We start from the raw sequence: 14,451 nt of genomic DNA on the forward strand, positions 1-14,451 counted from the left end.
TGGAATAGGGTCAGAAAGTAGGTGAGGTGATGCAGAGGCCGAAGGTAGCAGTCGTTACACCGGGCTCCTTTGTTATACCTTCGCCCCGCAGCAGTTCTGTGGAGCGGGTAATTGCCCACATGGTACCGCTGGCTAGTCATGAGCTCCAAGCGCAGATCTATGGCATAAAGGGAGCAGAGGCACCTGATCATGGCGATGTCGACGGAATTCCCTGCATGCGTTATAAGCGGGGAGCAGGTTATATTTCTGAGGTGATTGCTGATTTAAAGAGATGGTTACCAGCGGTAGTAGATGTACACAACCGTCCGGCAGTTGCGTATGCAATTCGCGAGGCTTTACCCGATAGTCGGGTTGTGCTGACTTTGCATTCGACCACGTTCATCCGGGAGCCCCACCTCAAACGGGAGGAGATGGGTAGGCTGCTGGCATCGATGGATCGCATTATCGTGAACAGTGCGTATTTGGGGGCAATCGTAGCTTCTGACTGTCCCGACGCGGTCAGGGAACGCATCGTCATAAACAAGCTGGGTATCCATCCCGGTGATTTCCTACCAAGGTGGACTCCTGCAGCAGAAGCGGCCAGATCGGCGCGATTGGACGATTTCGGCTGGTCAGGCCGTCAAATCGTGTTATTCGCGGGCAGACTGATGCCAGGAAAGGGCGTTCACCGACTGCTCAAGGCCCTGCGGCATGTCGTCCGCGCCTGCCCGGACATACTGCTGCTCATTGCAGGTAGTGCCTATTACGGGCATGACCGCCTCACGCCGTACACGGCGTCGTTGCATCGGCAGATGCGTAAACTAAGGTTGGGGAAGCATGTGCAATTCCTAGATTATGTTCCGCATCCAGCATTGGCCTCGCTATATCAGCTAGCCGATGTGACCGTTGTTCCTTCAGTGAAGGATGAGGCCTTCGGGCTGGTCAATCTGGAAGCCATGGCAGCAGGAGTGCCTGTGGTCGCTTCACGAATCGGCGGTATTCCGGAAGTTGTACAACACGGCGAGACAGGCTGGCTTGTGTATTCGTCTCACGGTGAGCAGGAAATGGCCGATGCCATCATCAGGCTACTCCAGCAACCTGGCTTGCGACGACGGATGGGAGAAGCCGGACTTGGCGAGGTACGAAGACGATTTTTATGGCAGCACTCAGCACAACGCTGGGCACAAATCATAACGGACTGCGCAACGGAGTGACGTAGGCGCTGTTACGCGCATAGGCTATCTTATAGGCATTAGCCATGATTTCCAGCCGGGTGAATGAAGCGGGGCGACCGCTGGTTCACTCCTGTGCCAAAGGAGCGATCACCATGAACCATCGTACGAACCATAGCCCTAAGGATAAAAGAACAGCGCGGCGTAACCTTTCCAATGCAGTTCCCTCACCCCGTGTTAACAAGGAGAAAGCGGCTTCGACTTCCGGCAGTCATAGACTGAGCCAGCGCGGGACGGCAACGGTCCCTGCCCCCGTAGAGAAGGATACCTCGGTTCAAGCTATAGAGGAAGCGGCATGGAAGAAGCATAAGCTTCCCAAAACGCTAGAGGAAGCGATGCAGATGAATCGAGCATCTGTACTGCTGTTGTCTGTGCCTGAGTCAGATACGGAAGGCAGGATGGATAACGATAAACCGTCTATTACGACGGAAGATCAGGCAGAGCAAGATTCATTACTGGATTGTTCCATAACCAGTATTCACATTGCGGAAGGAAGACACCGCCCAAAGCAACGCGTGGTCTTGCCTGAGCAAGATATCGATCCAGCTTTCGATACGGAGAAAGAATTAGACTTGAATGCCATTCACGACGAATCAGCGACCAGTGACGAGGCTTCTGACGATCATATAGCTTCATCTCAATATGGGAGCATTTCTTTTCATCTCCCCGCACGAGCGGATAGGGGCGAAGTGAGCGTTATATTTGAGAAGCCTTTTATAGATACACAATATGTAATCACTGCCAGTGCGAGTATACCGGGAGTGCTGGTATCCGTCACACAACGTCAGAGGTATTCAGCAGTACTTACTGTGGAACGCATACACTCAGGTCCGATATGTGAAGGGTTGGTCCTTTGGATTGCGATGGGGCAATAATAAGAAGCCAGGAATATAAGTTGCCAATAATCAACTTCATACTAGAAAAAGGCGTCCCACAGTGGGACGCCGTATACATAAGAGGGAAGGGGGAAAACTTGTAATATCGGGGAAGTTTGTATTTATTACTTATCTCACACCTACAGCGTCAAAAGACTTAATAGCAGAGGTTAGGGCTATTGAATTTTCACCATAACTATCTTTGGCCGCTTGGATAACAGCGGCACGCGCGGTGGAGAAGTTAGACGTGGAAGTCAGATAATTGGTGAAGGCATTATAATAAATATATACGGCTGCATCACGTCCGATTCCATCTACCTTGACACCATGGAAGGTGCCTCCTTGTGCCAGTAGATAGTAGGCTTTATTAATAATGCCACTATTAATATGGGCTCCACCATAATCCTCGTTGTTAGGATCAGGATAGAGATTGCTGTAGTGATCGACTTGACCGTATTTGACAGGATCGGAAAGGGAGCGAATGGCGTCGCCCTTAATATTAGGGGTATAAGCGACTTTGCCGAAGTCCCAATTGGTACGCTCAATGTCGTTGCCTATAATATCTGAGATGGCTTCACTTAATGCACCAGATTCAGCGAAATACACGAGCCCTGATGAATGCTCGGTCACACCGTGTGTCAGCTCATGGGCAACAATTTCAAGGTCGCTGCTGAAAGGGGCAAATAACGTGCCGTCTCCGTCTCCGTAAAGCATATGAGTGCCGCCCCAGTGGGCATTATTGTAGTTCTTTGCGCCGTAATGGACTGCCGAAGCGATGGCCATGCCATGCCCGTCAATGCTGTCGCGTCCAAATCTATCCTTGTAATAATCGTAAGTGCGGATAGCGTAAGCGTGGGCATCCACCGCAGCCGGATCTTCCCATACGTTATCTGAATCTGTATACAGGGTGCCGGGGAGCGTCTCGGTGTTGTGGACGTTATAAGTTAGGATTCCTTTACCACGAGTCGTATCCTTTAGTTGATACTTCTTGCCCGAAGCTGTTGTTTCAAATGTTTTGGTATCACCGAATACACCGCGCCCTGTGCCGATCACTTCGTTAAGGATGTCATACTTGAATACGATTTTTCCATCATTAGCGTCAATAAAGTAACGTGTGCGCAGCAGAGTGGGTTGTAAAGTATTAACTTCGGTTACATAGACTAGACGTGTTGAGTCTCCATCGGGATAGATATACAGTTCTGCTTTAGGGTCCACGCTTGGTTCCAGATTGGCAATTTTGGGGATAGAGGATGCAGGCTCTACCGCTTCCAATTTACTGTCCTCCAGTTCAGCTGCTTTATCCAAATCCAAGGAGTCCTTTTCAAGAGAGATTGATAATTCATTGTTAGATGCTTTTTCGTAAGTGTCTTTACTTACACTACTTGTATCCTCGTAAGGTTCAGGAACGATTTGGACGGAGGAAGAGAGAGATTGAACCCGTATAGCTGCATCTTCATATGCGGTATATACAGCCTCAGTAGCACTGATTTTTGGAGTTGTATTTTCTTTAGCATCGGCTTGTTGATCTTCTGAAATGACCGCTCCCAAATAAGAGGTGATTTGACCAGACTTGTTTACATGGATGGTCTGTTCGGCTCCAAATACGGGAATTCCGTCTACGTATTGTTTTAACCGATAATGCTTTGTACCAAATTTGTCACTGGTACGATCCACGATACGAAATTGCTCGCGCACATGGGAACCGATGTGGGTATTGTCCAGACTCAATAATGTTTTTTGTTGTCGATTTAAAAAGCTCCAGACCAGATTGTCGCCTGTTACCGTTGAAGGGGACTTCCAGTTCACCGTTTGGAATGTTGGCGTAAACTGAGTCGGATCGGGAACAGAATTTTCAGCTGCGGAGGCCCCCGGCGCTATAGATCCTAATAACATAGCCCCTCCAAGAAGTGAAACCCATACTTTTTTCAATTCATACTCACTCTCCCTAATTAATGTTGGGGTGAAAAACACCCTGTTTGCAGAAGCTATTCGTCATATATGTAAGTCTTGTTGCTCCTTTGAAACGTGAAGAGGATTGAAAAAAATTACCTTATGTAAAATATTAAGGTTTATTTTTTTGCAATCTCATCGTCTTGGCTCTGATATTAGCACAGAGGTTGTCGAACGAGAAGGTTAATTTTACAAAATACCCCAAAATGAATCTTTAGTCCCTGATTTACTGTTTATTTGTCTTATTTAGTCGAAAATGATCGAAGGGACCCGATGAACAAGAAAAGGGCGCCCCTTTGAGGGGACGCCATAAATAAGGGGGGAAGGGGCGCAGACTTGTACACTGCACCCCTATTTTTTCGTCCATTGTATGAGTCAGGGCCAAGTGACAGTTGCACAACGGCAAAGGTCTATGGACGGGATATGAGGATTATAGCGTATATGATTTAGTTTACGCCTACAGCGTCAAAAGATTTGGCAGCTGCAGTTGCTTCTGCTGAGTTCGCACCGTACTGATCTTTTGCTGCTTGGATCACAGCAGCGCGTGCGTTGGAGAAGTCGGAAGAAGAAGTCAGGTAGTTCGTAAAGGCACTATAGTAAATTTGAACCGCTGCATCGCGGCCAATTCCATTTACAGTTACGCCATGGAAAGTACCACCTTGTGCTAACAGATAGTAGGCTTTATTGATAATACCGCTGTTCGTATGAACGCCGCCGTTATCGGAGCTGCCTGTATACAAGTTGGAATAGTGATCTGGTTGATCGTACAGGGTAGGATTGGACATAGAGCGCAGAGCATCGCCTGCAATGTTTGGCGTATAAATATCATCGCCTACAAGCCAATTTTTACGCTGAATGTCATTACCGATGACGTCCGAGAAAGCCTCATTCAATGCACCGGACTCTCCGTAATATTCCAAATTCGAAGTATACTCTGTGACACCGTGCGTAAGTTCATGACCTACCACATCGGGGTCCCCGCTGAATGCGATAAATGTGCTACCGTCCCCGTCTCCATAAGTCATTTGGGAGCCATTCCAGAAGGCGTTGTTGTAACGGCTACCGTAATGGACTGTCGAACGGAGTTGCAGCCCGCGTCCGTCAATGCTGTTGCGTCCAAATTTGGCCTTATAGTAATCATATGTTTTGGCAGCATACGTATGGGCATCCACGCCGGCTGGATCATTCCATACATTATCGGCATCGGTCAGAATGGTACCTGGGATGCTTTGACGGTTGGAGGCCGTGTAGGTCACAACCCCGTTACCGCGTGTTGTATCTTTTAACTGGTAGCTACTGCCGGAAGCAGTTGTGGTGAATGATTTGGTATCACCAAGCACACCTTTACCTGTGCCTGTCGCTTCATTAATGATGTCATACTGGAATACGATGCTGCCATCATTGGCATCAATAATGTAGCGAGTACGCAGTGGGGCAGGTTCTAAAACATTGACTTCTGTTACATAAACCAGCTGCAGGTCATCCCCTTTAGGATAGAAGTACAGATCGGCTTTAGGATCTACTTCTGGCTGCAGATTAGCGATTTTGGCAATGGAACTTTTTTCTGCTTCCACCGCTTCAATTTTGCTATCTTTCAGGGCAGATGCTTTATCAAGACTCAGCTCGTCCTTATCAGTAGATAGCGTTTTTTCGTTGTTAGCTGCTTCGGCGTAAGTGTCTTTGCTTACACTGCTTTGTTCCTCAACATCTTTAGAAATCGTATCGTCGGAGGTAGGGAGGGCTTCAATCCGTGCAGCTGCTTCTTTATATGCAGTGTAGACCGCTTCAGAAGCGCTGATTTTTGGAGTTGTACCTTGCGTAGCTTCAGCTTGCTGATCCTCAGTAACCACCGCTCCTAAGTAAGAGGTGACCTCACCAGATTTGCCCACATGAATAGTCTGTTCAGCTCCATATACGGGAATCCCGTTTACATACTGTTTCAGCCGATAATGGCTCACACCGGACTTGTCGCTTGTGCGATCAACGATTCGGAATTGTTCACGTACACTAGAGTCGTCCGCACCCAGTAACGATTTCTTTTGCCGATTCAAATAGCTCCATACAATGTCGTCCCCCGATACCGAGGAAGGGGCTTTCCATTGCTCGGCGTGAAAGGTCGGTGTAAGCTGAGTTGGCCCCGAAACGGAACTCTCCGCTGATGCACCAGACGCGACAGACCCTAATAACATAGCTCCTCCAAGAAGCGAAACCCATACTTTTTTCATTAAAAATTCACTCTCCTCGATTAATGTCAGGATGAATCATCCTGTCTTGAATAGGGCATTGCGCCATTTATGTAGGTCGTGTTGTCGTCTGGAATAGAAGAAAATGGAACATGAAGAGAAATACCGAAGTGTTTTTCATGAAGCGTACGTGAAAAGAGGGTACTGCAATATGAAGCATGTAGCCTAAAAAGGTGACAAACTCCTCCTTTCCTGTCGTATATAAAGAAAATAGAATAATGGTGGATAATGGAAAAAATGACTTATGCAAAAAAAACAAATGTTGATTTTTTGAACTCCCATCATCTGGCTCTGATATTAGCACAGAGAATGACGGACGAGAAGATCTATGTCACAAATTTATCCAAAATGATTCTTTAGACCCTAATAACTGATTTATTTAATAGGATTAATAAGTTTTGTAAAATAAAGTCGAAAATTGCTGTGTCGAAAAGACTCCACGATTGCCGTTACACACGGCTTTTGGACCGCATAGGTTATGTTGAACTGTCCTAATCATGCTGTCCATCTATACAGCAGGAAGGGAGGTGAGACGGGAGCATGAAGAAGCAGGGAAGAGCTGGATACAAGATCAAACGGAGGCGGCATTCCGGCGCTTACTATCATTCCAAGATGTGGCTGCCGTTACGAATGCCGAACATGCATAAGAATCCGGTAGCCCCTGCCATGAGGGAGGTACTCGACACGGAGAGAGGGGCACAGAGCGGAGAAGAGCGACCATCTGAACTGTCATCAGTGGGAAAGTTTTTCGTATCTGTCATTATCCCGGCCATGAATGAGCAAAAAAAAATCGGAGCTGTGATTCGCGAAGCGCGCCGTGTCCATCCACATACAGAGGTTATCGTCGTTGAGAACGGATCACACGATAGAACGGCGAAGGTGGCAGCAGCGGCGGGAGCTCGTGTACTTTCTTTCCCGGAACCGCTCGGACATGATGTTGGCCGTCGTATTGGAGCGGAGGCGGCATCCGGACAGATCCTGCTTTTCCTGGATGGGGATATCGTCATTCCCTGCGTTAGACTCCGGCCGTTTATACACGCCATATGTGCAGGGGCGGATGTGGTGCTGAATGATTACCATGGACCTGTGAATCGTACGCCCGTACATCCTGTAGTGGAGGCAAAGCATGTATTGAATATCTTGTCGAATCGTGCTGATTTAGGGGGAGCATCTATGACTGGCATTCCACACGCCATAAGTCAAAAGGCTCTAAAGGAAATAGGTCTAAAGCCCTTGGAGAAACCTCCTTTATTTCAAGCTATGTCCATCGCCTCCGGGTTACGAGTGGTGACTGTATATGGAATAGCTGTCGGTAAAATAAATGCGACACGTAAAAAACAGAACGGCAAGGACCCGCTGGCAGATGTAATTGTTCAGGATCATCTGGATGCCATTGCCTGGCTTACATCGCGTCTGGGAACGCGTGCGGGATATACGGATTTGGGGCGCAAACGGATCAGAGACGAGGTGAAACTGTGAGTAGACAGTATCGCAGAGGGAAGCGTGAAGAACCGAGCTGGGGGATCAGACGTGTTCAGCGAAAACGAGGAACGACGACTTCAATGCATAGCCGTAGGGTGAGAAAGCCCACACCTCGGGCGAAAGGAATGACCGAAGTGACTCCGCCTGTGGAACGCGAAGTTCCGGGAGATATTGTGTTACAGGGAACGGCAGCGGCCGTGGTCAGCGCCTGTAATGAAGAGTCAACGATTGACCGGGTACTGGGCGAGCTGGAAAAACTTCCGTTTACGGATATCATTGTCGTATTGAACGGCTGCACGGACGGCACGCGCTCCACCGTAGCCAAACATCATCCCAGTGTGACTCTCGTCAACGTGCCGGATCGACTGGGGCATGATGTTGGCCGTGCAGTAGGCGCGCGTATGACGCAGGCTGATATTGTGCTGTTCGTGGACGGAGATTTGCCGATTCCAGCATCTGATTTGTTACCTTTTCTCCACGCGGTGGATCAGGGAACGGATGTTGCGCTTAATGATCTGGGCAGACATTTGCCGCCCTATGCCCAGCAGGACAGCGTGACACGGTGCAAAGCATTCCTGAATCGCGTACTACGCAGGCCGGATCTGGGAGCAAGCTCATTGACTGCCGTACCGCATGCCTTATCTCGGCGTTTACTGGATCAGCTTGGCTCAGCCGTGCTTGCCGTACCGCCAAAAGCCCACGCCATGGCAATTCTGCATGGCATGATCGTGGCGGCAGTACATGCTGTCGATGTCATTAAAACAAACCGTAAGCGGACCTTCAATGTTGGCAAAGGGAACGCTATGGAACAGTTGATCGTCGGTGATCATGCAGAGGCACTGACGGCGGTGTTTCAGGTAGCCGGGTATTCCCCGCTCGGGCCTGTTCCAACACGGGTAGACGTTGCCAAAGGGAGGAATGCACAATGAGTCTGACGAGCATCATTATTCCGACTTATAACGGCCTGCATCTGTTAAAGCCGTGCATTGAGGCGATTCGGACACATACGATAGATGTACCGTATGAAATCATTGTTGTGGACAACGCTTCGAATGACGGAACGGATGATTTTTGCGCATCCGAGCGGCTGATCAGCATACGTCTTCCTGAAAACAGAGGCTTTCCAGCAGCATGTAATACGGGGCTCCGGCTGGCTTCCGGTGACCAGTTCGTTATTTTAAACAATGATGTGACGGTTACGCGGGGATGGCTATCGAATATGTTGGCTGCATTGCAGAGCGAAAGCATAGTGGGATTGGTGGGACCGGTGACGAATTACGTCAGCGGTATTCAGCAGATACACGGATTAGAAGGAGATTTGGCCAGTTGTCTGAGATATGCGGAGCAGAATAATGCAAGTAATCCCTCCAGATGGCAGGAGGTCAAGCGGTTGGTCGGATTTTGTTTGTTGTTCCGGCGCGATCTGATGGAACGGATCGGATTGCTGGATGAACGGTTCAGCCCCGGACATTATGAGGATGACGATTATTGTCTACGCGCACGCGTGCATGGCTACAAGCTGCTCATGTGCAACGACTGTTTTGTCTATCACGAGGGAAATGCGAGCTTCTCACGCTCGGAAACTTCCTGGATGGAAGAGCTGATCGAGCGGAACTATCGTTTGTTTATAGAGAAATGGAGTATAGATCCCAGAATGTTCATCGAAACTGGAAACGCTGGGGTTGTATGCACTGAACATGTTGTCGAAGGAGGAAGGAAGATATGAAAGGGGTTATTCTCGCAGGAGGAACCGGATCGCGCCTTCATCCGTTGACTACATTACTCAACAAGCATCTGCTTCCGGTCGGCAAGTATCCCATGATCGTATATGGTATCGAGAGGCTGCGACAGGCGGGGATCACCGATATGCTTATTATTATTGGTAAACAATCGGCCGGACTGTATACCGATTTTTTGGGCAGTGGCAGCGATTATGGTGTCCAACTGACATACCGGATTCAAGAAAAGGCGGGCGGCATTGCGGAAGCACTCGAACTGGCAAGAAGCTATATGCAGGCAGAAGAGAAATTCACTGTTTTGTTAGGTGATAATTTGTTCAAGGAAGACTTGGGACCTGTGATCGAACGGTTCAAGCAACAGCCCCCGGGGAGCGCCAGAGTGTTGTTGAAAAAGGTGGCAGATGCTCGTCGTTACGGGGTACCCGTATTTGATCCTGAGCGCCCGGAGAGCATTATGCGGATTGAAGAAAAGCCACAGCATCCCCAATCCAAATATTGCGTTACGGGTATCTATATGTACGATACTGCCGTGTTCGATAAGATCCGGCAAATTACACCTTCGGCACGCGGTGAGCTTGAGATCACGGATGTTAACAACTGTTATGCCGCTGAAGGCAAGCTGGAATATGATATTTTACGGCGCTATTGGAGCGACGCAGGAACCTTCGATTCCCTCCAGGAAGCTGGAGTGAAAATGAAAGGACTTCTACCCTGATCTCAATGAAACACCATCCGGCCGGGCCAGGCATATAGTATAGGCATAATGCCACCCGGAGGAGTGAACGGCATGAAACGCCTGAATATGCAAAGGAAACACAGCAAGCGGCTCGGAAAGAAAGGCTATTGGTCAGGATTTAAAAGGGGCCAGGAGCAAGGCAACAGGTTGGGCCAGGCTTCGTTCGGCAAGGTTTTTGAAGGCGTCAGTATTATCATTCCGTCCTGCAATCAGCTTCAACAGCTCCGTGCATGCATTCACCGTATTGAGGAGAATACGAGCCATCCTCACGAAATTATTGTGGTGGACTGCGGCTCGACGGACGGGACATCCACCTATTTGCTCCGTAAAAGCATCGCTGTGCGTTATGCGCTGTTAAAAAAGGATGTTCAAATGATAGGTAGCCTGAATCAGGGGCTGATGATGGCAAAAGGCACAACTATTGTGGTACTGGATCAAAACTCCATGGTGACCCCCGGCTGGTTGGATCGGTTGTTAGCGTGTTTATACAGCGATCCGCGTATCGGTGTTGTTGGGCCTGTAACGAATGGTCCATTCGAAGAACAGCAGATTGAGGTTCCTTATATGAACGAAAATGGAGCACGTCAATTTGCCATGACCTACAATATGCCTAACCCGGATGCATGGCGAGAGACCGAAAGCTTAGCCGGATTTTGTTTATTGCTGCGCAGAGAGACACTGGAAAAAACGGGCTACTGGGACGAAGGCTGCCACAGTACTCAGGAAGCCCATGCAGATTGGCTGCTGCGTGTGCGTTTGTTGGGGATACGTATGGCAATTGCCGGCGATGCTTTTATCCATTATGAGGAAAGAGATCGGGATACGGTGTATGGTTTTCCTCAAACGACCGAAAAAAGCGGTTCAATGGAGGAAAGCAGCCGGAACCGATCCTTTTTTGTACAAAAGTGGGGGGACGCGGATAAGCTGTTCCACAACCTGAAATTCAGTACAGCGGAGACGGACGGCCAGATATCAACAGGTAAGGAAACACACGTATCAGCGGCAAGCTTTTATCCCATCGGAGCGGTTGTTCAGGGACCGTCTGGAGCAGTATTTCGGTTAGAGCCGGGAAGAAGGCGGTATCTGCATGGAGTCAGTGCTGCGGGAGGTGAAAATGTGCGCCCTGTTAGAGTGTCTCAGCTGGATTTGTTGGTGCTTCCCTTGGTAGGGAAGCCGGAGGCCACAGTTTCCGGCAGCATTGATGCACCTGTAGCTGAGCCGCCAGAGGAACCTATTCCTGTACTGGCGGCTCCCGATCTGGAGAACATGTCCATGCTGCCCACACTGAATATACCGGCTCAACGCAAGCGATGGATCGAGGTATTGTATGCTGAGGGCGGGCAACTGTATCAAATCGGTAACGGCTGGAAAAGGCCGTTCCTTACCCTGTACGCTGCGATGAGCTGGCGGGCAGAGGACTACCGAATTCAGTTTTTGTCTCCCGGAGATTTGTCGGCTTTGGTGGAGAAGCAGCCTATTATTGCTCCACCAGTGCTGCACGGGCATCTGTAATGATCTGAATAGGCGCTTTTAGGCGGAACCGACTACTCGCTGCGGCATACGCTGTAGTAGCGGAAAGCCCGTAGGTAATTCGTGCGTTCCGCACGGCGGAGCACATAAAGGAGGGGCTTATGCATAACGAGTTAGATGATTTGCTGATCCACATTTCGCACTCGCAGCAGCAGATGTCAAGGTTGTTGGATGCGGAACGTCAGGTGGTTGTGCGCATGGCGCAGATCATACATGAACTGCCAGATGAGGAGCCGCGTTTTGATGGAATTCCGGGCATTCTCGACAGCTCGGGACAAGTAAACAAAAGCATTGTGGCCTATCTGAACGGTATTGCCGATCTTCAGGAAGCAATGGCTGAAATGCTCGTTCGTGTCGTGAAGGAAACGGCATACCCGGAAGAGGAGTAACGTAACAACCGAGGGCAGGGAGTGAACACATGAGTAGGGAACAAGCAATGATTCACATGCTGGACGCAGCCTCCAAAATGCAGCGGAATGTGTCTATGATTCTGGAGGCCAAGGCGGTCGAAGCAGAAAAAGTGCGTAATTGGGCGCTGAACCATCTGGCGCCCCACGCCTTTGAAACCGATGAAGAACAGCTGGGACGACCTTTGGAGATTCACGAGCAAATGGTGGAAATGCTGGAGGGATTAACGCGGCTTCAGACTGGACTTTGCAGCAATCTCAAAGCATTGCTGGATCAGGATGAGCAGCAGGGTGGCGGCATGGAAGGGATGATGGGAGGAATGGGCTCGGGGGATATGAACTAATGAGCATGAGGCGTGAACGTGAGATCAAGCTGGATATGATGGAGTCTATTGCTGCCAGCCAGCACGCCGTTGCTCGGATGCTGACCAGTCTTGCGGACTTGACGCCCCATGCGGATATGTCGGCTACCCGTCTGGAAGAAACCATTCGTATACTCAGCAACTACCAGGGAGAAATCACGCAAATGTTGGCGGGTATTCCATTAAGACGACAGGTATATGGGAAACCGGCTAAGCCGTGGCTCCATGTGCCTGTTCAGAAAAATGAAACCACCACGAGAAAGCAAAGGAGGAATGAAAATGAGTACAAGGTGGGAACGCGCCACTCGGGACAAAGCCCGCAAAAGACGTAAAGATGCCCGGCGTTCCAGCATGCGGAGATTAAAACGGAGAAGAAGACGTCTCCTTGCTCTAAGACGCCGTAAAAGAGGACTTCATTCTGCACGTAGAAGACATCCTCTTTTGCGGCGGCGGAAAAAACCTCAAGCTAACCCGGCGGCAGCCCCTTCTGCGGACAATCCACAGCCCGGGACTGTTGTATTGGAGCATGATCCGCAGGCATTTCAGCAGGGATATGATGCAGCTTACAACGAGGGTTTCAATTCAGGCTTTGCCAAAGGTTATGAAGATGGACACCAGCTCGCTTACAAAGCTCAGTAAACTGTGCAAATCATCTATTACTGTTCTCCCCCGAAGCTAACAGCTTTGGGGTTATTTGCGGTTCGGCAGTTGGACGGGCAAACGCCAATTTTGTCCGGGCAGTGGCAGTCGTCCATGATGCGTTTGACCCCTCCGCATATAGTTTAGGAGTGACAGAAGTTTATCCCACAACAGGACAGGGTGAAGGATGTGAACGATCAACAAAGCGGAAATGAACGCGAAGCGTACCGATGCGGCTATCGGGAAGGACGCAGAATGGGCGGTTGCACGGCTGCTCTGTCACAGGTCGTGGCAATACAGCCTGCTGTTCGTCATTTGAAAGTGTTATATATTCCGCAAGGTTTCGCAGCTATAGACACAGGTGTGCAAGAGGCATTAGGCCAAATATGCAGCTCATGCGCCATCGGTACGCCTGCTACGATGCTAGCTGACGCCGAGGCTCAACGTCCAGACCTCGTGCTGGTCATGAACGGGCTGCATGTTTTTCCGGCGGATCATCTGGAGCAGGTACAGCAAATACGAGCCCTAGGCATTCGGACGGCCATATGGTTTGTAGATGATCCTTACTTTACGGAGGATACGGCGTTGATCTGTCAATCCTACGATGTCGTATTTACGCACGAAATTTCTTGCCTGCCGTTTTATCGCGATCAGGGAGTAACGAGGGTTCACTATTTGCCGCTGGCTGCGTCAACTCGTATCTTTTATCCCCGGCGGGTAGAGCGGGAACATCAGCATGATATTTGCTTCATTGGAAATGCCTTCTGGAACCGTGTGAAGCTGTTCGACTACCTTGCTCCCTTCTTGGCGGACAAAAGAGTGCTGATCGTAGGTGGGCACTGGGATCGGCTGACCCGGCGGGATGTGCTGGAACGCTTTATCCGTCCAGGTTTTATGGAGCCGGAAGAGACCGCTCAGTATTATAACGGCTCCAAAATTGTCATCAATATGCACCGCCCGACAGACCCCGGACTGGATAATCGGAATACACACCAGCTTTCAGCGGAGTCCATCAATCCTCGGACATACGAAATTTCTGCTTGCGGCACGCTTCAAATGACGGATATTCGGAAGGATTTGAGCCGTTATTACCGACCAGGCTATGACATTGAAACCTTCTCTGGAGCAGAGGAGCTGAAAGTGAAGCTGGACTACTATCTCAAGCATGACTGGGAACGCGAACGCATGGCCTGGCGCGCATTGTACACGACTATGCAAAAGCATATGTACTCCAATCGTATGGAAGAACTGCTGGACAAGGCGATGGCCTAAAGTAA

14 protein-coding genes are annotated in these 14,451 nt (G+C 49.6%); 12 read left to right on the forward strand and 2 right to left on the reverse strand.

The features are described 5' to 3' along the window. Positions 1 to 29: 29 nt before the first annotated feature. Both NSQ58_RS07650 and NSQ58_RS07655 read left to right on the forward strand, forming a co-directional pair. A complete protein-coding gene (locus NSQ58_RS07650; protein WP_341057120.1) occupies positions 30 to 1,193 on the forward strand; it encodes a glycosyltransferase family 4 protein in 1,164 nt (387 codons plus the stop codon). A 113-nt stretch (positions 1,194 to 1,306) separates the two neighbouring features. Beyond that, positions 1,307 to 2,086, forward strand: a complete 780-nt coding sequence (locus tag NSQ58_RS07655; protein WP_028541466.1) for a WIAG-tail domain — start codon at positions 1,307 to 1,309, stop codon at positions 2,084 to 2,086. 129 nt (positions 2,087 to 2,215) lie between these two features. Here the strand turns inward: NSQ58_RS07655 and NSQ58_RS07660 are convergent, their stop codons facing one another. Next, positions 2,216 to 4,015 (reverse strand): M4 family metallopeptidase, encoded by a 1,800-nt coding sequence (locus tag NSQ58_RS07660; protein ID WP_341057122.1) that lies wholly within the window; start codon positions 4,013 to 4,015, stop codon positions 2,216 to 2,218. A gap of 467 nt (positions 4,016 to 4,482) precedes the next feature. Next, entirely contained in the window at positions 4,483 to 6,261 is a 1,779-nt protein-coding gene (locus NSQ58_RS07665; protein WP_023990117.1) for a M4 family metallopeptidase, read from the reverse strand. A 558-nt stretch (positions 6,262 to 6,819) separates the two neighbouring features. On the opposite strand from NSQ58_RS07665, the gene NSQ58_RS07670 reads away from it, so the two are divergent. From NSQ58_RS07670 to NSQ58_RS07715, 10 genes are all read left to right on the forward strand, one after another. Beyond that, positions 6,820 to 7,758, forward strand: coding sequence for a glycosyltransferase family 2 protein (locus NSQ58_RS07670; RefSeq protein WP_075154703.1), 939 nt, complete (start codon positions 6,820 to 6,822; stop codon positions 7,756 to 7,758). Further along, entirely contained in the window at positions 7,755 to 8,690 is a 936-nt protein-coding gene (locus tag NSQ58_RS07675; RefSeq protein ID WP_023990115.1) for a glycosyltransferase family 2 protein, read from the forward strand. Before NSQ58_RS07670 ends, NSQ58_RS07675 begins: the two co-directional genes overlap by 4 nt. After that, positions 8,687 to 9,487: a glycosyltransferase family 2 protein gene (locus tag NSQ58_RS07680; protein WP_341057123.1), complete on the forward strand. Its 801-nt coding sequence runs from the start codon at positions 8,687 to 8,689 to the stop codon at positions 9,485 to 9,487. The genes NSQ58_RS07675 and NSQ58_RS07680 overlap by 4 nt, the downstream gene beginning before the upstream one ends. Next, complete coding sequence (locus tag NSQ58_RS07685; RefSeq protein ID WP_028541469.1) at positions 9,484 to 10,215, forward strand: sugar phosphate nucleotidyltransferase; 732 nt, start codon at positions 9,484 to 9,486, stop codon at positions 10,213 to 10,215. The genes NSQ58_RS07680 and NSQ58_RS07685 overlap by 4 nt, the downstream gene beginning before the upstream one ends. A 72-nt stretch (positions 10,216 to 10,287) precedes the next feature. Further along, positions 10,288 to 11,748 (forward strand): glycosyltransferase family 2 protein, encoded by a 1,461-nt coding sequence (locus NSQ58_RS07690; protein ID WP_341057124.1) that lies wholly within the window; start codon positions 10,288 to 10,290, stop codon positions 11,746 to 11,748. 119 nt (positions 11,749 to 11,867) lie between these two features. Then, positions 11,868 to 12,155: a hypothetical protein gene (locus NSQ58_RS07695; RefSeq protein ID WP_013311765.1), complete on the forward strand. Its 288-nt coding sequence runs from the start codon at positions 11,868 to 11,870 to the stop codon at positions 12,153 to 12,155. Between the two features lie 29 nt (positions 12,156 to 12,184). Further along, the gene (locus NSQ58_RS07700; protein ID WP_023990111.1) at positions 12,185 to 12,517 is read left to right on the forward strand and encodes a hypothetical protein; all 333 of its coding nucleotides are present in this window, start codon (positions 12,185 to 12,187) and stop codon (positions 12,515 to 12,517) included. Further along, positions 12,517 to 12,867 (forward strand): hypothetical protein, encoded by a 351-nt coding sequence (locus NSQ58_RS07705; protein ID WP_053326029.1) that lies wholly within the window; start codon positions 12,517 to 12,519, stop codon positions 12,865 to 12,867. Before NSQ58_RS07700 ends, NSQ58_RS07705 begins: the two co-directional genes overlap by 1 nt. Further along, complete coding sequence (locus NSQ58_RS07710; protein WP_028541471.1) at positions 12,815 to 13,174, forward strand: hypothetical protein; 360 nt, start codon at positions 12,815 to 12,817, stop codon at positions 13,172 to 13,174. Before NSQ58_RS07705 ends, NSQ58_RS07710 begins: the two co-directional genes overlap by 53 nt. A 180-nt stretch (positions 13,175 to 13,354) precedes the next feature. Next, positions 13,355 to 14,446, forward strand: a complete 1,092-nt coding sequence (locus tag NSQ58_RS07715) for a CgeB family protein (protein ID WP_023990109.1) — start codon at positions 13,355 to 13,357, stop codon at positions 14,444 to 14,446. The last annotated feature ends 5 nt before the right edge of the window (positions 14,447 to 14,451 follow it).

It is taken from the genome of Paenibacillus sp. FSL M7-0134, assembly GCF_038007865.1.
Taxonomy (GTDB): domain Bacteria; phylum Bacillota; class Bacilli; order Paenibacillales; family Paenibacillaceae; genus Paenibacillus; species Paenibacillus polymyxa_B.